The sequence below is a fragment of the Chloroflexota bacterium genome (assembly GCA_016875875.1).
Classification (GTDB): domain Bacteria; phylum Chloroflexota; class Dehalococcoidia; order GIF9; family UBA5629; genus 9FT-COMBO-48-23.
In genome coordinates this window covers 15,525-34,416 of the sequence record VGOP01000009.1, presented here as the reverse complement: position 1 = coordinate 34,416, position 18,892 = coordinate 15,525, and the positions used below count along the sequence as shown (strand labels likewise).

The window sequence follows — 18,892 nt, the reverse complement described above, 5'->3', positions numbered from 1 at the left end:
GACTTTCTACAGACTTTAGGACAGTAACTTCTTGGCAAGGTTCTGTGATAAGCTAATATAAAGCAGGTTCTTTTCGTCACCACTCCTCTTGACAATCTCCTTTAATGCTCGTTTCTTCTTAAGCTGTGCTGCTTCCTTCAGATGAGCCAGGTTTGCCGAAGGTAACTTGTCAACTTGAAGTTTCCCTCTCTTTTTAGCCTTCTCCATAAGATCAGCACCAGCATCAGTACGAATGATGACAGTATTCCAGCCTTCAGTGCCCTCGACCGAGCCGACCGAAATGTCAGCAAACTCTGACGTCATATCCAAACAATAAGCACACGTTGGCATGACAAACTCTCTGATTTGTTCTAGGGGAAACGAGGTCTTGCCCGATGCAGTAAAAACTTCGAATCTATTAGCTGGTGGTGGGGGAATATCGAACTTCTTAACTTCCGATAAGGCAAGATTCTCTTTCAAGAATTGATAGAATTTGTTGGGAGACAAAGCCCAAGTACAAAACAGCCCGATAACCAATTTAACATTGCCTATGCTAACCCTGTTCTCGGGGGGGTCTTTTTTCATCTTGGCCACAGCTAAAACTTGACATGGCATGGCAACTATTCCCAGCTTACTATTGTTGCCCTTAGGGATTTGATTATATCTAACTAATATAGGACAAGCCATGTAGCTAGAACCGGCACATTGAAGCGCATCTTCAGCAGTTTGAGCCAGAAAAGGACTCGGGGTTTTGTCATCTGATGTCTTCGTCAAAAGAGCGCCCTCAATAAGTCTTTCCCCGAGTGCCAATGACAAGAGTGTGGTTACCACACCACCATACTGTGCTTTTTCTGTGACGCTGGCATCTGTCGACCTTACTATTAACACCTCTTCTGTTGTAGTGCCTATTTCATTATCGCCATATTGTGTTCCAAAGACTTTTTGACTAATTCCATTCATGTCTATATAAGTCCGTGGGCAATATTGATAACACTGAGCTTCATCTATTCTAGTACAATTATCCAGCAGTGCAATCCTACCTTTATAATAAACCAAATAAGGACAACTACCAGTACAGGCACCACATAAGGTACAAAGCCCAGCATCTATAACCTCATTGAACAGTTCCTTGCAACCCTTAGATTCTCTAGTCATAATACTCTCCTTTCGGGATTACAACCATTCTCAAACTCTTGACAAAACTACTAGGTGATACCTCAAATGTCTTATACCCCCAAAATAATATTTAGAGTTAGATTAAATAACAATCCCCCAGGCTTTCAAAGCAGCTCAAGAAACCGTTTGATTAAAACTGAATGTTTCATTTTATGGCAATAACTTCTATCTCCACAGGGAAATTGCCGGGGACTTCCTTTACAGCAACACACGAGCGCGCTGGAGGATCTTTAGGGAAAAAGGCCCTGAAAATCTCGTTCATGCTACTGAAATCCGCCATATCCCGCAGAAAAACAGTTGCTTTAACAACTTTATCGAGTCTACTACCTACCGACTCTAACGTTTTCTTCACATTAGTGAGTACCAGTTCAGTAGCCGCCTTTATATCATCAGTTATCATTAAATTCTTTTCGAGGTCTACAGGAACTATGCCGGAGACAAAAAGAAATCCACCCGCTTCCACAACATGAGAATAAGGCCCGGCTTTTGTTAGCGCATCTACATCATGAACCCTCTTTTTCATAAAGCCCCCTTTGAACTAATTCGCTCTGCCGACAAAGCCTCTTTATTTTTTGTAGCGTAGCACCATCGAGAATTATAACACAGTGGTCCTTTCTTAATGCGAACAAGCTGTGCACTTCAGTCGGAATAGTTATATATTTATGAAGTGTGCGGCTTACCTTTTAAGTGTAGTTGCTTGCCCTGAAAACGACATGCTTTTGCCAGTCTGGTGAAGTTTTAGGAAAGTCAGTTCGGAAATGAGCACCACGGCTTTCTTGACGAAGCAAAGCAGCCTCAGCCATCAGGCGAGCATTCAATACCATATTGTTCAACTCGTAAGAAGGGCGGTCTGTTGGATGAGACAACAAAGCCTGCCAGGTAGCCAGAATGTCCACAGCTTTAGACAGACCATCACCGGAACGAATAATGCCAACCTTATCCCAGAGAAGAGATTCGAGGTTTGATAAATTAAGCCGTGAGGTAGTCTTCAACTTTTTTCGCTCTTCCAGGTGGTAGCAGCCAGTGTTAGTAGTTACCGATGTTGGGATATCCTTAGCTATCTCCCGAGTTCTTTCAAGAATCCGTTTACTGAAGACCACAACTTCAAGCAAAGAGTTCGAGGCCAGTCGATTGGCACCGTGGACACCAGTGCAAGCAGTTTCACCGGCAGCAAATAACCCATCAATATTGGTCTCCCCCCAGGTATTGACTTTAACCCCACCCATCAAATAATGGGCAGCTGGAGCTACCGGGATAAGGCCTTTAGTGATGTCCAGTCCATGATCAAGGCAGAAGCGATAAATATGAGGAAAACGTGTAGCAACTCGGCGGGCAGGAATATGAGTCACATCCAAGAATACTCGGTCGCTACCAGTTTTTCTCATCTCATAGAGAATGCTCCTAGCTACTACATCTCTAGGTGCCAGCTCAGCTTCAGGCGTATAATCTGGCATAAAGTGATATCCTTCTACATTGCGCAAGATGCCACCCTCTCCGCGTACGGCTTCACTGATGAGAAATGGTGGAACCCCGGGAAGGCGAACAGCAGTCGGATGAAACTGGAAAAACTCCATATCTGTTATTTCAGCACCGGCTTGAAAAGCCAGCGCAATACCATCACCAGTGGCTACATCAGAGTTGGTAGTATACTTAAACAGCCGCCCAGCACCTCCAGTAGCTAAAATTACAAAGCGACATTCATACTCTTCAATTAAGCCAGTACGGCAATCGAGAGCTCTCGCACCTTTAACTTTCCCAGATTCTAGTATAATTTGAGTGACTAAACAGTATTCAAGTACGTTTATTGAAGACATGCGCACTCGCCGACTTAGGGTGACCTCAATATGCTCACCAGTGGCATCACCACCAGCATGCAGGATACGAGGGACACTATGCGCAGCTTCTCTAGTTAAGGCAATTTCTCCATCCAGTGTGTCAAAGGGAACACCGAATTTTATAAGGTCGGCAATACGGTCTGGCGCCTCATTAACCAGAATGCGCACTGCCTCAAGGTCACACAGGCCATCACCGGCATTGATGGTGTCCTGGAAATGAAGCTCGGGAGAATCATTTTCCCCTATGGGAGCAGCAATTCCCCCCTGAGCATGCCTGGTATTACAATCTTCAATGCTACCCTTAGTCAGAACCAAAACGCTACCTGCCTCTTTGGCCAGCAGGGCAGTGTAAAGTCCAGCGATACCACTTCCAATTACGACATAATCATAAATCATTATTTCAACTCTTCTAGTTTATTGCCAATCACTGCAATCATGCCTGTAGTGCCCACGGGCTGGCCTTAGTTATAGTAACATCTATCAAGCGTCCTAAGCAATCATTATCACCTTCACAAAAGACCAGCTTATTGCTCCGTGTGCGCCCATACCATTTACCTCTTTTACTACCCTCTACTAACACCTCCACTATTTTACCTGTGAGCCGAGAGTTGATGTCACCCGCTATATCAGCTTGGAGCATTTCAACTTTGTTAAGGCGTTCCTTCTTAATATCAGGCAGAACTTCATCCTTATATTCCCTAGAGGAGGTACCAGGACGTGGGGAATAGGCAGCAACATGGACGGTATCGAATCTGATTTCCTCAAGCATAGCTAATGTACGCTCAAATTGCTCCTCAGTTTCATTGGGAAAGCCAACTATGACATCGGTGCTCAGAGCCACCTCAGAAATACAATTGCGGATGTTACCAACAAGCTGTCGGTAGTGTTCCACTGTATACCCACGCCGCATAGCTTTGAGCAAATCATTATCTCCTGCCTGGAGAGGAAGGCTTATATGCTCACAAACCTTATCTAGGGAAGCGATAGTTTGGATAAGCTTTTGGCCCATGTCCTTGGGGTGACTGGTTAGAAAGCGAATCCTAGCCAAGCCGTCAACATCATTTAGTTCGGTGAGCAAGTTACTTAGGTTAGGCTGTGTTGGAAGATCATGCCCGTAGGAATTCACATTCTGGCCCAGTAAAGTGACCTCTCTTGTCCCACGTTTTGCTAACTCTGTCACTTCACAGACTATTTCCTCTATGGGCCGACTCTTTTCTCTACCCCGCCGGTAAGGGACGATGCAATAGGAACAGAAATTATTGCAACCCTGAATAATAGGGATGGACGCACTAACTGATGTGCTCTTAGTTGAAGGCAAGCCTGTTCTATCCCCAGGTATACCAATACCTTGTTTTTCAGCCCATCTGAGCAATCCGGCATAATCGCTGGGCTTGAAGAACAGGTCAACATGTGGGAAGTTCCTCTCAAGCCACTTAACATCAGAATCAACAAAGCAACCGGTAACTAGAATAGAAAAATCAGGCTTGCTATTCTTAATGCCTTTAAGGTAACCAAGTGTGCCAATAACCTTGCTTTCAGCACTCTGCCGGACTACACAGGTATTGAGTACTACTAGGTCAGCCCTCTGTAGTACAGGTGCGGCCTGATAACCGAATAGTTCGAGATAATAGGCCACCCGCTGCGATTCAGCCTTGTTCATTTGGCAACCTATTGTCCAAATGTAATACCCAGGCATACCTATTCCTGATTTTTCAAGGTTTCATTAAATGAGGCCCAAACTTGGTTTTGTTGTCAGTCCACCATCAATGACCAGCGTTTCACCAGTGACATAAGCCGAGGCATCAGAAACCAAATAGATAACTCCGCCAACAATGTCCTCAGGTTGCCCCAGACGAGCTAGTGGGATTTGTTTGGTTGCTTCTGGTCGAGCACCAAACAGCTGAAGCATCCCCTCAGTAGCAATATAGCCAGGAGCAATCGCATTGACTCTGATGTTATACTTAGCTAAATCTGTAGCCATGGTCTTGGTCAAATTTATAATTCCAGCCTTGGCTGCCCCATAAGCGGCATTAAAAATATAGGCGTTGAGTCCGGCAACCGAAGCAATGTTCACAATAACACCCTCACTGTGGACTATCATCACTTTAGCAACTGCCTGACTACAGAGGAATGCGCTTTTCAAATTCTCGCGGACGATAGCATCCCAACCACCTTCACTAATGTCCATTGTTGGCACCACAAATGACCCACCTGCATTATTGACCAAGATATCGATTTTACCGAACTCACTCACCGCCTTATCTACAAGATTATTTATCTGGTCATTTATGCGCACATCAGTTGGTACAGCCAACGCTTTCCCGCCTTTTTTCTGGATTTCCGAAGCAGTGTTTTCAATGTCAGCAACAGTGCGGGCTGCCACCACAAGAGTGGCACCAGCATCTGCCAATCCCAGAGCTATAGCTTTACCTATACCTCGACCAGCTCCAGTTACAATGGTTACTCTACCTGTCAAGCTAAATCGTGTTAAACTCATTTCTTCCCCCCGATCTCATCAATGTGAAACTATACCCACTTTCGAATATGCTAGCTCAAAGCAAGAAATTGTGTCAATTCAGAGGTCACTATCTAGAGAGTAAAATTTAATCTTCGCTAACCATCACTCTGCATATCTCTGAGGAGCAATCAACAAACAATTGTCTCCTTCGCAGTGATAGGATTAGACTTAAATCACACCCTCACTCTTGAGTTGGGCTATTTCCTTGTCCGAATAGCCACCGACCTCTCTCAAAATAAAGCCCGTGTGCTCTCCTAGCTCTGGGGCAGCAATCTTAGTTATGGCGTTTGTCTTACTAAAATGGATAGGATAACCTGGTATCCTTATCTTTCCTAATCTAGGATGATCAAAATCCATAATATAGCCGTTTTCCATTATCTGCTTATCATCGACAAGTTCACATAACCTATTAACAGGAGCCGCAGGTAAATCGTATTCGGCAAAGATTCTGAGCCATTCATCTCTGGGCTGGGCAGCAAAAATTTGATCAAAAAGGGCAACGAGCTGCTCGGAATTAACGAGCAGCTTTTCAATTGAGTCAAACCTTGCATCATTCTCCAATTCAGGGTGCCCAATTGCTTGGCAAAGTGACGACCAATACTTATCAAAGATGGTTGCTGTCAGGATAAACCAGCGACCGTCAGCACACTTGTAATAGTTTCTAAGTGGGTACTCCTTTGACCGCTGGTGACGGGGGGCTTCAAAGCCACCAACAAGAGCAATTAGAACATTGCAATAAAGCATATAGAGAGCAGTACTCAAAATGGAAACGTGGACTTCCTGTCCAATCCCGAACCGTTCCCGCATCAACAGGGCAGTTAAAATCTCATGGCTAGCCATGATCGATGTAGCTTGGTCAATAATCCCAAACTGGGAGACAAGCGGTGTCATGTCTGGCTCTCCTACACAGAACATCATCCCTGACCTGCCTTGCCCCTGATAGTCAAAGGCACCTACATCGCGATCAGGGCCATTTGGACCATAGCCTGAAACCCAGGCATAAATAATCTTCGGGTTGACCTTGGATAGTGTGGCATAATCCATCTTCAGCTTCTCCACAGCCGGCCTGCGCATACTGGTAAGAAAAACATCCGATTTACTTACCAGTCGATAAGTTATTTCCCTTCCCTTTTCCTTGTTCAGGTCTATGGTCACACTTTTCTTGCTGCGGTTAGCACCTTCATGCCATATACTATGCCCACCTTCAAGCTCCAGGCGGACACGCCCTACAAAATCTAGCTTTCGAATAGGATCCCCTGAGCCCGGCTGTTCTACTTTTATTACCTCTGCACCCAGGTCACCTAAAATAGCAGCACCGCCTGGTCCTGCATGGAACATCCCAAGCTCTATAACTCGAATCCCTTCTAAAGGTTTCTTCATTAACTCACCTCCCATAGGTTACTTGGTCAATCTTTTTGTGTAGCGCAGGGTGATTTTCGGGCTACGTGCTTCGCAGACACAAGATATTGAGATTAGTCTCTCCAATTCAATCACAATAGGCTGGGCCTTAAATTAGCCCGCCTAACGAAAGTCAATATAGCCTCGAGATTTTAGGTCCGATATGGCGGAGGGAATGGGATTCGAACCCATGACCCCGATTTCTCGGAGCAACCGCTTAGCAGGCGGCCGCACTAGACCACTATGCGATCCCTCCAGTCACACAGAGAAACACCCAAGCTCAATATATCACAGTTTTTTTGTTGCTTTCAACAAAAAGAAGGGTGATAGGCCTTTATTGAAATAGGCTGTTTTGATATGATGCTTCAGTGAGAATAAATTGTGGCTAAGCCGGAAATCAATATCTCTGTGGACCAGAATCTAGAGGTTTCCCTGAAGGAAAGCTGGCTTCAAGGAATAGCTACAAAAGCTCTTGAAACCGAAGGTATTATCTCGTCAGCGGAAATGGGGTTAGTCATCACCGACAGCAAAACAATTCAGAAGTTAAATAGAATCTATCGAGGCGAGGATAAGCCTACCGACGTGCTCGCTTTCCATATGCCTCCTAGCACGAATCAAGGACCAGAACAACCCTTTGTTGGCCCTCCGGATGGCGTACTCCATTTGGGTGAAGTGGTTATTTCATATCCCCAAGCGGTCAAACAAGCACAAAAGCAGGGGCATAGTGTAACACAGGAGTTAGCACTGCTAATTGTCCACGGTGTCCTTCATCTTTTGGGATATGACCACGAACTTCCTCAGGAGAACCAGCAGATGAGAGCTAAAGAAAACGCCATTCTAGAAAGGTTGGGCTCTGCTTGAGAGCAAAATGGTACAACCACTCCGTATCTGGCAGGATATTTACATCATTGGCAGCGCTGAACATTTCTATAACGTCACCACTCTTGGTTTTAACCGACATTTCTCAGCAGTTACAATGGCATTTATCTGGGTGACAGTGAGGTCTAGGCCATCAGTATGGCTTATCACGACATAATCGAAAAGGGGTAAGCTTTCTATTTCTTCCTGGGCTTTATTTAATCGCAAGTCTAAGTCTGGCGAGGATAATCCATGCCGTTGCTTCAACCGATTAGCTAACTCTCCTATCGATGGGGGCATAAGAAATATAAATACAGCATCAGGCAAAATTTGCTTGATAGTAGTTGCACCCTGAACATCTACTTTCACGATGGTGTCCAATCCCGCTTTTAAAGCTTCTTTTATCTCTCGTTTAGGCACGCCATAATAATTACCATAAACCTTTGCCCATTCCAAAAATTGATTCGTTTTAATCATTTGACGGAATTTTTCTTCGGATAAGAACTGGTAATCAACACCATCCCTCTCTCCCTGACGCTTTGGGCGAGTGGTCGCAGTCAAAACATAGTGGAAGGGAAAGCCCGCCTTTTTCATCTTATCCAATGCAGCATCCTTTCCAACGCCAGAGGGGCCGGAGATAACGATGAAGAGAGGGGGTGGAGATAGAGTTTTGTTTATCTTGTCACGCGTCACTTCTATTCCTCATCTCTTATCCTGATGCCTGGCAAGCCTCTCCAACTCTTCCCAAAAACATGGATTGGATATTTCTGCCACCTGAGCATTCTGGATTGAGGTGTTCCCTTTGGCAGCCAGGCCAGCGATTGCCAGGCTCATCGCCAGTCGGTGGTCAAAATGGCTGGTGACCTCTGTGCCCAACAGTGTTCCACCTCCGTAAATAACCATGCCATCGGGTTGCTCTTCAATCCTGACACCAAGACGGGAGAGCTCTCGAACTGTTGTCGTAATTCTATCAGATTCTTTGACCCGTAACTCACCGGCGTCTCTGACCACTGTTTTGCCTTGGGCTACACAGGCTGCTACAGCCAGTAGTGGAATTTCATCAATTAAGCGGGGGATTATATCTCCGCCGATTTCAATAGCCCTTAGATTGCTTGATTCTATGCACAGGTCAGCAACAGGCTCATTACCTTCCAACCGTTGGTTCTCTATTTTAAGTTTGGCGCCCATAGCTAAAAGGACATCTATAATTCCAGTTCGTGTCGGATTAACGCCGCAATTTACTATCTTAATCTTAGCGTTTTGATGTATAGCGCCGGCAACCAGCCAGTAAGCTGCCGAGCTTATGTCACCGGGTACACAGAGGTCAACCGAGGTTAAAGGAGCCTTTAAAGGTGTCAAAGATATATGGCCATTGTCATTTTCAATTTTAGCACCCATCCGTTTAAGCAGCCGCTCCGTGTGGTCGCGAGATGGTTGAAGTTGCTTCACAGTGGTACCTCCCTGAGCAAATAGGCCAGCTAACAAAATCGCCGACTTAATCTGAGCACTGGGTACCGACAAGGGATAGGTCACACCGCGTAGTCTCTTACCCCTGATAACCAGAGGAGCAAAGGAATCATCACCACGTCCGTAGATTTCAGCGCCCATCAAACGGAGTGGCTCGATCAAACGTTTCATCGGCCGAGAGCGAAGAGAAACGTCACCAGTAAGAATGGAAAGGAATACTTGTGAAGCAAGTACGCCACTGAGAAGACGCATGGTCGTAGCACTATTCCCGGCATTAAGAACATCTCTAGCTTCGGTTAAGCCTCTATTACCAATGCCGTAAATAACAACAACTGGGGGCTTGCCTTCTTGTTTTTCTTTCGCAAGCTTCACCCCGAGGGACTTCAAACAGTTAATTGTTGAGAGACAATCCCTCCCCGGCGATAGATTGCTAATCTTACTGTCACCTAACGCTAAACTGTTGAAGATTAGAGCACGATGTGAAATAGATTTATCACCGGGTACAGCAATTTCTCCAGCCAATTGCTTAGGTGATGAGATTGTTTTTAGTAGCGTTTTCCCAGCCATTTTTGCCTCGCCTCATGAGCTAGAGCTAGAGCTTTCTCTATTTCATCAGTCCCATCGGCTATCATGTTACGTAGTCTTTCTAGTTCATCAATAAACGTATCAATCCAAGAGACAATCGCAGCCTGATTGCTAAGGCATATATGTGCACTAACTTCTGGATTCCCTGAAGCCAAGCGAGTAAGGTCTCGATAACCACTGGCTGCTAGACGCGACATCTGCCGCCAAGAGGGATCTTTGGTAGTTGTTGAGACCAGAGCCACCGACAGTAATAGTGGTAAGTGACTAATGCCAGCTACCAATCTGTCGTGTTCTTGGGCGCCAATGACAAGGGGAACAGCCCCCAGCGTCTTTACCATATCCTTTACAGCCTGGATCGCTGCTGGCTTGGCCTGCGGCAATGGTGTCAAACAATAAATGCAATTATGGAACAGGCCGGCTTCAGCAGCTTTAATGCCTTGAATCTCCTTACCCGCCATGGGATGACCGCCAACAAAGTTTGTCCCTGACGGCAACAGCTCTTCTGCCCATTGCATAACCTGCACCTTAGTACTGGCAGTATCTGTAACAATAGAATCAGCTGTCAACCCAGGAGTTATTTGTGTGAAAACATCTTTTAAAGTCAGGGCCGGTGTAGCAATGATGATGATATCAGCCCCCTTGACCGCGCCACATAGGTTTGATTCAACCTTATCGACAGCACCTGACTTCAGAGCCAAAGTGCCTGTTTCCCGACGGCGAGCATAACCAATTATCTCTGCCTCTCGCCAATCGGCCTGTTTCAAAGCTAATCCTATAGAACCCCCGATAAGACCCAGCCCGATAATAGCTATGCGCATTGTCCTATTATAGCATTGCTGCAATCACCTTGAGAACCTATTTGAAGGCAAAATACCTTGATTTTGTCTCTGCCATCAGATATACTCCACGTAGATTTGTTACAAAAAAGATAATCCGATGATCGGGAATAATCCACAAGCATACGAAACTTTCTTAACGCTATTCAATAAAATATGAAACTGGCTATTACTGGCAAGGGTGGCGTAGGCAAAACCACATTAGCAAGCCTTCTAACCTGGATATATTCAACTGAAGGCAACAAGGTTATAGCCATTGATGCAAACCCGGATGCTAACTTAGCTACAGCTTTGGGCATTAGCGCTGACGAGTCTAGTCGAATAACTCCAATCGCTGAACTCCAAGAACTGATACAGGAACGCACCGGAGCTAAACCCAGCAGCTTCGGTACATTCTTCAAGCTGAATCCTAAAGTCGACGATATTCCTGAGCGGTTTTCCATTCAAAAAGACGGCATAAAGCTCCTAGTCATGGGAACGGTTAAAAAAGGAGGCAGCGGCTGCCTGTGTCCAGAGGGGGCCTTGCTAAAGAGCCTTGTCAGCCATCTCGTGTTAAGCAGATCAGAGGTGGTCATTATGGACATGGATGCCGGCGTAGAGAATCTGGGACGTGGAACGGCTAAAGGCGTGGATGCTTTCATTATAGTAGTTGAACCGGGGCAACGCAGTTTTCAGACCGCTCGAGCCGTTCAACGTTTAGCCAAAGACCTAGGCGTCAAAAAATGCTATGTAGTTGGCTCGAAAACACACGATGACGACGAGCGTCAGTTCATTGCTGACAACTTGTCCGACTTTGAGGTGCTGGGTTTTATTAATTATCACCCTGAAGTCGCCACCGCCGATCGGCTGGGAAAAAGCGTATTCGAAACGGCTCCAGCAGCAGTTGCCGAAGCCAAGAACATAAAGAAAAGGCTGGAACAAATCATATCAAGGAGACAGGTTGGCTAAAAAAACCATTCGCGACCTGGAAGTCAATGGAAAGAGAGTTTTGGTCAGAGTTGACTTCAACGTGCCGCTGGATATAAAGACAGGCGATATTACCGATGATAGCCGCATTCGAGCCGCTCTGCCCACCATAAAATACCTGGTTGAGCATAAGGCAAAAATTATTATATGTTCCCACTTGGGACGCCCGGATGGCAAGGTAGTCGACGGACTGCGAATGGCTCCCATTGCACAGCGGCTTTCCCAACTCATAAACTTGCCAGTATCAACTGCCTCTGGCTGTACAGGTGCTGATGTGGAAAAAGCAGTAAATAATCTTAAGGAAGGCGATATTCTGCTTCTGGAAAACATCCGCTTTCATGCTGAGGAGGAAACCAATGACTCCTCTTTTGCCCAAGCCTTAGCCAGGCTGGCTGACACCTATGTAGACGATGCCTTTGGTACTGCTCACCGAGCCCATGCCTCAACAGTAGGTGTAACTAAATACCTGCCAGCAGTCGCTGGCTTTCTGATGGAAAAAGAATTGGAGGCCCTCGGCAGCCTTCTAACCAGTCCTGAACATCCCTTCGGTGCTTTATTAGGAGGCGCCAAAGTCAGTGATAAAATCGGCTTGATTCAAAATATTCTGGACAAAGTCGACCTGCTGCTCATCGGTGGCGGCATGGCAGCCACCTTCCTGAAAGCCCGAGGCTACGAAGTAGGGTTGTCTCTAGTCGAAGCTGACAAACAAAGTCTGGCTCGGGAATTGATGGAAACTGCCAAAAAAAACGCGGGAGCTTTACTTCTGCCCATAGATGTTCTTGTTGCTAATAACATAAGCGTAGAAGCTACAGGCGAGATAGTCCCAATAACCAATATACCTGCAAACAAAAGTATTGCCGATATCGGCCCTCAAACTATTGAACTCTTTTCCCAACAACTAAAACAATGCCGAACGGTTTTTTGGAACGGTCCTATGGGGGTTTATGAGATACCACAGTTTTCCCAGGGAACTAAGGCGATAGCCGAATTACTGGCTAGCCTGAAAGCAACGACCGTTGTCGGTGGTGGTTCAACGGCTGAGATCGTTCAAGAGATGAACCTGGCAAATAAAATGACGCATGTCTCAACAGGTGGCGGCGCCAGCCTGAATTTCCTGGAAGGAAAGACGCTGCCCGGTGTGGCTGCGCTATTGGATAAGGTGAAATGATTCCACTAGAAGAAATAAGGCAGATCAGCATGGTTTCACTATCCAAGATAGTGATGCTGGTCATCGATGGTCTAGGTGGATTACCTGACGCCAAGACCGGCAAAACGGAGCTTGAGACAGCTAAAACCCCTTACCTCGACCTCTTAGCTAAGCAGGGAATATGTGGACTTACTGACCCGGTAAGCCCGGGGATTACTCCGGGAAGCGGTTCTGGCCACCTGGCACTATTCGGCTATGACCCACTCAAGTTTACCATCGGGCGAGGTGTTCTGGAAACACTAGGAATTGGTTTTGAGCTCAAAAAGAGCGATGTTGCTGCTCGAGGCAATTTCTGCACAGTTGATGATAAAGGGCTTATCACTGACCGAAGAGCCGGACGTATTAACACGGATAAATGCATCGAACTGTGCAAGCTGTTAGGCCAGATAAAGTTGGAAGGAGTCGAGCTTCTTGTCTTACCGGTTAAAGAACATCGGTTTTCATTTGTTCTACGCGGCAAAGAGTTACATGCTGAACTTAACGATACTGACCCACAAAAGATAGGCGTAGCTCCCTATCCGTCAAAGAACACAAAAGCAACAGCCAAGCACACAGCTGGTCTCATAAACGAGTTTATCAAACAGGCTAAAAGAATTTTGGCAGGAAATCACCCGGCTAATATGATTCTACTCCGAGGCTTCTCTAAACTACCTGACATCCCATCTATGAGTGAGATATATAAGCTGACGCCAGCAGCCATAGCCGTCTACCCCATGTATAAGGGGCTTGCCAAGCTGGTAGGAATGGAAGTATTCAGCACCGATGGTGGCATCCAAGAGGAACTAAAGATCCTGACCGACTGCTACAACAAACACGATTTCTTCTATATTCACGTCAAACACGCAGACAGTGCCGGTGAGGACGGGGATTTCGAGAGAAAAGTCAAGGTCATCGAGCAGGTTGATTCGGCTCTCCCTCAACTACTGAATCTAAAACCTGAGGTTATCATTGTTACCGGTGACCATTCAACGCCGGCCATGCTAAAAGGGCACAGCTGGCATCCAGTACCTCTTTTGCTTTACTCTCAATGGTGTCGGCCTGACAATGCTAAGGAATTCTCTGAATCAGCCTGTCTCTCAGGTGGACTGGGCAGAATCCCTGCCACAGATATAATGCCTTTGGCTATGGCCAATGCTTTGAAATTAACAAAATTTGGAGCCTGATATGCAAAAACCATTAATCTCCGGCAACTGGAAAATGAACACCAGGCTTGAAGAGGCTGAAAAACTTGTTCGAGCTATGCTGTCCGAACTGGCTAGCATAGACAGTGTGGAGAAGGTACTATGCCCACCATTCATCTCGCTAGCTGCCATAAAAGGACTAATCGAAGGCACATCCATTAAGCTCGGCGCCCAGAACATGTATTTTGAAGATAAAGGTGCTTATACTGGCGAAACATCGCCCCTTATGCTCACTGACCTGTGTGATTTTGTCATCCTGGGCCATTCAGAGCGCAGGCAATATTTCGCCGAGACAGACGAGCTAGTCAATAAAAAAGTAAAGAAAGCCTTAGAATCCGGACTTAAGCCTATTTTATGTGTCGGCGAAAGCCTGGAAGATAACGAGGCTGGCAGAACAGAACAGAAAATAACCAGGCAGGTAAAGTCAGGTTTAGCAGGCATAAATCCTACAAGCCAACTGGTTATCGCCTACGAGCCAATCTGGGCTATCGGCACAGGGAAAGCAGCTACAGGAAAACAAGCCAATGCTACAATCAGCCTTATTCGCGGTATACTAGGCAATATGTGGGGCAAGGAAACAGCCAAAACAGTGCGAATACTGTACGGTGGCAGCGTCACCGGCAGCAACATCGCTGAATTCATTGCCAAATCTGACATCGATGGTGCTCTGGTAGGTGGCGCCAGCCTTAAAGCTGACGAGTTCGTAAGCATCGTCAGGCAGACAGCCAGTCTCAAATCAACCCAATGAAATGCCTTGTTGCTGTTATCGGTCCAACAGCAGTAGGTAAAAGCCAGCTTGCTTTAAGCCTAGCCCGAGATTTCGACGGTGAGATAGTAAATGCTGATAGTCGGCAAGTTTATCGCCACATGAACATCGGCACAGCCAAGCCCAACCACACCGAGCTATCATTGGTTCGACATCACCTTATCGATATAATTAACCCTGATGAATCCTTCAGCTTAGCCATCTACCAGAAACTGGCTCTTGAGGCAATTGAAAATATCCAACAGCGGCAAAAACTTCCTCTCCTGGTTGGTGGCAGCGGTCTCTATGTTTGGTCAATAATAGAAGGCTGGAAAATACCACCGGTGGCTCCCGATGTCGAACTCAGGCATAGCCTTGAGATGAGAGCCAAAGAAGAAGGTGGCTACACTTTGTATCAAGAACTGCAGAAAATAGACCCGGTGGCTGCCATCAAGATTATGCCTACCAATCTGCGACGGATCATCAGGGCTTTGGAGATATGCAGGGCAACCGGACAACATGCCTCCCAGCTATGGCAAAAACAACCGCCACAATATCCAATCCTAATCATCGGCTTAACTATGCAGAGAGAAAATTTATATCGTAGAATTGACTCCCGGGTGGACGAGATGATAAAACAAGGACTAGTGGACGAAGTGACAGACTTAATGGCAAAAGGCTATAGCCTGGATTTATCTTCCATGTCTGGCATAGGCTATAAACAGATAGGCATGTTTCTTCAAGACAAGTTGGATTTGCCTACAGCAGTTCAGCAGATGAAATATGAAACACATCGCTACGTCCGCCGCCAATATGCCTGGCTCCACTTGGATGATATCAGAATTCACTGGCTAAATGAATATGATGACATACAGAAAGAAACAACTGACTTAGTGTCATCCTTTCTGGCTGGTATTCACGGCAAGCAGGTCGATCATGAAATTCGCTAAATTGCAGGCTACCGGGAACGACTTCATCTTGATAGATGCCCGAAATATGGAGCGGGACTGGCAAAAGTTAGCACGAGATATGTGCCACCGCTATTTCGGTGCAGGTGCCGATGGCATAATGCTGGTAATAACTTCACATACTGCCAGCTTAAAAATGCGGCTTTTCAACTCCGACGGCTCCGAGGCTGAGGTAAGCGGCAATGGCTTAAGATGCTTCGCCAAATACGTCATTGATAGAAAAATAATTCCCGGACCAAACTTAACCGTGGAGACCATGGCAGGCATTAGAACCATCAAGGCTTCTATGTCCCAGGGTAAAGTTAGCCATGCCAAAGTGAATATGGGCAAGCCCAGCTTCAGGGCTGAAGATATACCAGTAATAATAGACAAGTCACAAAAAGGGAGGGGGGGAGTTGACATAATACCGATACTGGATTATCCTCTGCAGATAGCGGGAGAAAAGCTGAATATGTCATTTGTGTCCATGGGAAACCCTCATGCTGTAAGCTTTTTATCCCAACCTGTAGCTGGTTTTCCTCTTTCTGAAATAGGACCACAGGTAGAAAACCATTCCATGTTTCCGGAACGGGCGAACTTTGAGGTAGCAAATGTTTTAAATCGCAACAAAATAGAAGCCAGAGTCTGGGAACGGGGAGCCGGCGAAACTCTATCTTGTGGCAGTGGCGCCTGTGCCATAGCCACAATTGCCAAACTGAAAGGTTACACAGACAATGAGGTTGACATAATGTTACCAGGCGGTAACTTAACCATAACCATGGATGGGGCAGGGGAGTTATATCTAAGCGGACCAGTTGAAGAAGTTTTTACTGGAGAGTGGCCAAAATGAAATTTTCGCATCGTCTTGATAAACTTCCACCGTATCTATTTGTAGAGATCAATCGCAAAATCGCTGAGAAGCAAGCTAGGGGAGAAGATGTAATCAGCTTTGCCATAGGCGACCCTGATATGCCAACACCAAAACACATCATCGAAAAGCTATGTCAGGCAGCACATGACCCAACTAATCACCGTTACCCAGAAACCGCAGGACTGCCTGAACTTTGCCAAGCCATCGCCCAGTGGTATCATAGGCGCTTTGGAGTAACACTCGACCCGAACAAGGAAGTATTGCCTCTCATCGGCTCCAAAGAAGGCGTCGGTCATATCTCCTTCTGTTTCATCGACCCTGGCGATATAGCTTTAGTGCCTGACCCGGGATACCCGGTATACTCCATGAGTATATTGCTGGCCGGCGGTGAGCCTTATTTCTTGCCTTTGACCGAGGAGAATGACTTTCTTCCCGACCTGGAAGCCATCCCTGAGAAAATAGCTAAGAAGGCTAAACTTCTATGGCTGAATTATCCAAACAATCCCACTGGAGCAGTAGCTGACATCGCTTTTTTCAAGAAGGCAGTAAATTTCGCTAAGAAATATAACCTGGCTATATGCCACGATGCCCCTTATACGGAGGTTGCCTTCGATAACTATCAACCACCCAGCCTCCTGCAGGTGCCTGAAGCTAGAGAAGTCGGCGTAGAATTTCATTCTTTGTCCAAGACTTACAACATGACTGGCTGGCGGATAGGCATGGCTGTGGGCAACACCACAATGATAGACGCTCTGTTTCGGTTCAAGTCCAACCTGGACTCGGGTATTCCACAGGCAATTCAGCAAGCAGCCATCAAAGCTTTGACAGGCCCTCAGGACTCAATTGCCGAACATAACGCAATCTACCAGCGACGTCGAGACAAACTGGTCAAAGCTCTCAATGATATAGGCCTGAGAGTTAAGCCACCTAAAGCCAGCTTCTACCTCTGGGCCAGGATACCCGATGGTTATACGTCAGTAAAATTCACCACTGAATTACTGGACGGGGCTAATGTGGCAGTCACCCCAGGAACCGGCTATGGCAAAGCCGGTGAAGGCTACATCCGTCTATCACTAACCTTACCAGATGACCGCCTTGATAAAGGTATAAACCAATTGCTGAAGTGGCGCAAGGCTAAGGGAAAATAATTTAACACAGTGTTTTAAACATGCGACAAACCTTACTTAAAACTCGAACTGAAAAAGAGAAGGCTTTGCTGGTTGGGGTTGATAGCAAATCCTCCGCTGACAAGTGGTCGATTGAAAGTTCTCTGGAGGAATTATCTTATCTGTCAAAGACAGCCGGCGCCGAGGTAATTGGCAGACTAGCCCAGAAACTAGAAAGGCCTTCTCCCACTTATTATCTGGGCAAGGGAAAGTTAGAAGAGCTAATTAAACTCAGAGAGCATTCTCCATACAGCGTGGTCATCTTCAATGATGAGCTATCACCACGGCAACAGAGAAACCTAGAAGAAGCTCTGGAAGTCAAAGTGATCGACCGTACAGCACTGATACTGGATATCTTTGCCAGGCGAGCCCAAACCCGCGAAGGTCAACTCCAGGTAGAATTGGCCCAACACCAATATCTCTTACCCCGCCTCGCTGGCCAGTGGAGCCATCTTGAACGTCTAGGTGGTGGCATTGGCACTAGAGGCCCCGGAGAATCACAGTTGGAGACAGACCGCCGTCTCATCCGCAAACGAATCCATCGTCTCCAGAGTCAAATTGAGGCAGTAAGACGGCATCGGGCACTATATCGTCAAAAGCGCAGGAAGAGCCATATTCCTATAGTCGCCCTGGTCGGCTACACCAACGCTGGTAAAAGCACCTTGCTCAACGCCTTGAGCCAAGCCGATGTCTTGGTTGAAGACAAGCTTTTCTCCACGCTAGACCCGGTGACCCGGCGCTTGATTTTACCCGACGGACAACAATTTCTGTTAACTGATACCGTTGGTTTCATTCACAAATTGCCCCCATCAATAATTGCCGCCTTTAGAGCTACACTCGAGGAATTAACCGAAGCCGACTTACTATTGCATATAGTTGACATAACTCATCACGACGCCGCTGAGCAGTTCCAGACAGTAGAGGAGATACTTGCCGACCTCGACCTGGCCAATAAGCCTCAGATTACGGTACTGAATAAGATGGACTTGGTTGTTGAAAATCAGGAGGAAATGAACGCTTTAGCCCTGATCACGGTTGTAAAACCACCGGACGGCAATACGATAGCCATTTCAGCCTTAAAAGGCTGGGGCCTGGACAAGCTCTTGAATAGGATTGCTGCACAATTAGGTCCGAATTCCAAACCCGGGATAAGCTAG

The 18,892-nt window shown here is 46.4% G+C and carries 18 protein-coding genes and 1 tRNA gene; 9 read left to right on the top strand and 10 right to left on the bottom strand.

Translation table 11 applies throughout. The features are described from left to right. Nucleotides 1–15: 15 nt before the first annotated feature. From FJ023_07515 to FJ023_07485, 7 genes are all read right to left on the bottom strand, one after another. Entirely contained in the window at nt 16–1,134 is a 1,119-nt protein-coding gene (locus FJ023_07515; GenBank protein MBM4447182.1) for a hypothetical protein, read from the bottom strand. A 166-nt stretch (nt 1,135–1,300) separates the two neighbouring features. After that, nucleotides 1,301–1,678: a RidA family protein gene (locus FJ023_07510; protein ID MBM4447181.1), complete on the bottom strand. Its 378-nt coding sequence runs from the start codon at nt 1,676–1,678 to the stop codon at nt 1,301–1,303. 160 nt (nt 1,679–1,838) lie between these two features. Further along, nucleotides 1,839–3,386, bottom strand: coding sequence for an L-aspartate oxidase (nadB, locus tag FJ023_07505; GenBank protein MBM4447180.1), 1,548 nt, complete (start codon nt 3,384–3,386; stop codon nt 1,839–1,841). 37 nt (nt 3,387–3,423) lie between these two features. Continuing rightward, nucleotides 3,424–4,686: a tRNA (N6-isopentenyl adenosine(37)-C2)-methylthiotransferase MiaB gene (gene miaB, locus FJ023_07500; protein MBM4447179.1), complete on the bottom strand. Its 1,263-nt coding sequence runs from the start codon at nt 4,684–4,686 to the stop codon at nt 3,424–3,426. A 27-nt stretch (nt 4,687–4,713) separates the two neighbouring features. Further along, nucleotides 4,714–5,487 carry a 3-oxoacyl-ACP reductase FabG gene (locus tag FJ023_07495; protein ID MBM4447178.1) on the bottom strand — a complete coding sequence of 258 codons (774 nt, stop codon included), beginning with the start codon at nt 5,485–5,487 and terminating at the stop codon, nt 4,714–4,716. Nucleotides 5,488–5,676: 189 nt separating this feature from the next. Then, on the bottom strand, nt 5,677–6,903 hold the full coding sequence (locus tag FJ023_07490) for a CoA transferase (GenBank protein ID MBM4447177.1): 1,227 nt from the start codon (nt 6,901–6,903) through the stop codon (nt 5,677–5,679). Between the two features lie 167 nt (nt 6,904–7,070). Continuing rightward, nucleotides 7,071–7,162 (bottom strand) — tRNA-Ser (locus tag FJ023_07485). 122 nt (nt 7,163–7,284) lie between these two features. On the opposite strand from FJ023_07485, the gene ybeY reads away from it, so the two are divergent. Beyond that, entirely contained in the window at nt 7,285–7,767 is a 483-nt protein-coding gene (gene ybeY, locus FJ023_07480) for an rRNA maturation RNase YbeY (protein MBM4447176.1), read from the top strand. Between the two features lie 66 nt (nt 7,768–7,833). On the opposite strand, the gene FJ023_07475 is transcribed toward ybeY, so the two are convergent. From FJ023_07475 to FJ023_07465, 3 genes are read right to left on the bottom strand one after another with little or no spacing between them, the layout of a single operon-like run. After that, entirely contained in the window at nt 7,834–8,442 is a 609-nt protein-coding gene (locus tag FJ023_07475) for a guanylate kinase (GenBank protein ID MBM4447175.1), read from the bottom strand. A gap of 24 nt (nt 8,443–8,466) precedes the next feature. Further along, nucleotides 8,467–9,798 carry a 3-phosphoshikimate 1-carboxyvinyltransferase gene (gene aroA, locus FJ023_07470; GenBank protein ID MBM4447174.1) on the bottom strand — a complete coding sequence of 444 codons (1,332 nt, stop codon included), beginning with the start codon at nt 9,796–9,798 and terminating at the stop codon, nt 8,467–8,469. Beyond that, the gene (locus FJ023_07465; protein MBM4447173.1) at nt 9,777–10,634 is read right to left on the bottom strand and encodes a prephenate dehydrogenase/arogenate dehydrogenase family protein; all 858 of its coding nucleotides are present in this window, start codon (nt 10,632–10,634) and stop codon (nt 9,777–9,779) included. Before FJ023_07465 ends, aroA begins: the two co-directional genes overlap by 22 nt. A gap of 174 nt (nt 10,635–10,808) precedes the next feature. On the opposite strand from FJ023_07465, the gene FJ023_07460 reads away from it, so the two are divergent. Genes FJ023_07460 through hflX form a run of 8 tightly spaced genes read left to right on the top strand, consistent with a single transcriptional unit; the run spans nt 10,809 to nt 18,892 of the window. Continuing rightward, the gene (locus FJ023_07460) at nt 10,809–11,600 is read left to right on the top strand and encodes a carbon monoxide dehydrogenase (GenBank protein MBM4447172.1); all 792 of its coding nucleotides are present in this window, start codon (nt 10,809–10,811) and stop codon (nt 11,598–11,600) included. Next, nucleotides 11,593–12,786: a phosphoglycerate kinase gene (locus tag FJ023_07455; GenBank protein MBM4447171.1), complete on the top strand. Its 1,194-nt coding sequence runs from the start codon at nt 11,593–11,595 to the stop codon at nt 12,784–12,786. Before FJ023_07460 ends, FJ023_07455 begins: the two co-directional genes overlap by 8 nt. After that, the gene (locus FJ023_07450) at nt 12,783–13,988 is read left to right on the top strand and encodes a 2,3-bisphosphoglycerate-independent phosphoglycerate mutase (GenBank protein MBM4447170.1); all 1,206 of its coding nucleotides are present in this window, start codon (nt 12,783–12,785) and stop codon (nt 13,986–13,988) included. The genes FJ023_07455 and FJ023_07450 overlap by 4 nt, the downstream gene beginning before the upstream one ends. 1 nt (nt 13,989) lies before the next feature. Beyond that, a complete protein-coding gene (locus tag FJ023_07445; protein MBM4447169.1) occupies nt 13,990–14,754 on the top strand; it encodes a triose-phosphate isomerase in 765 nt (254 codons plus the stop codon). Next, entirely contained in the window at nt 14,751–15,701 is a 951-nt protein-coding gene (gene miaA, locus FJ023_07440) for a tRNA (adenosine(37)-N6)-dimethylallyltransferase MiaA (GenBank protein ID MBM4447168.1), read from the top strand. Before FJ023_07445 ends, miaA begins: the two co-directional genes overlap by 4 nt. Continuing rightward, a complete protein-coding gene (locus tag FJ023_07435; protein ID MBM4447167.1) occupies nt 15,688–16,548 on the top strand; it encodes a diaminopimelate epimerase in 861 nt (286 codons plus the stop codon). The genes miaA and FJ023_07435 overlap by 14 nt, the downstream gene beginning before the upstream one ends. Continuing rightward, nucleotides 16,545–17,717 (top strand): LL-diaminopimelate aminotransferase, encoded by a 1,173-nt coding sequence (locus tag FJ023_07430; protein ID MBM4447166.1) that lies wholly within the window; start codon nt 16,545–16,547, stop codon nt 17,715–17,717. The genes FJ023_07435 and FJ023_07430 overlap by 4 nt, the downstream gene beginning before the upstream one ends. Before the next feature lie 20 nt (nt 17,718–17,737). Next, nucleotides 17,738–18,892, top strand: a complete 1,155-nt coding sequence (gene hflX, locus FJ023_07425) for a GTPase HflX (protein MBM4447165.1) — start codon at nt 17,738–17,740, stop codon at nt 18,890–18,892.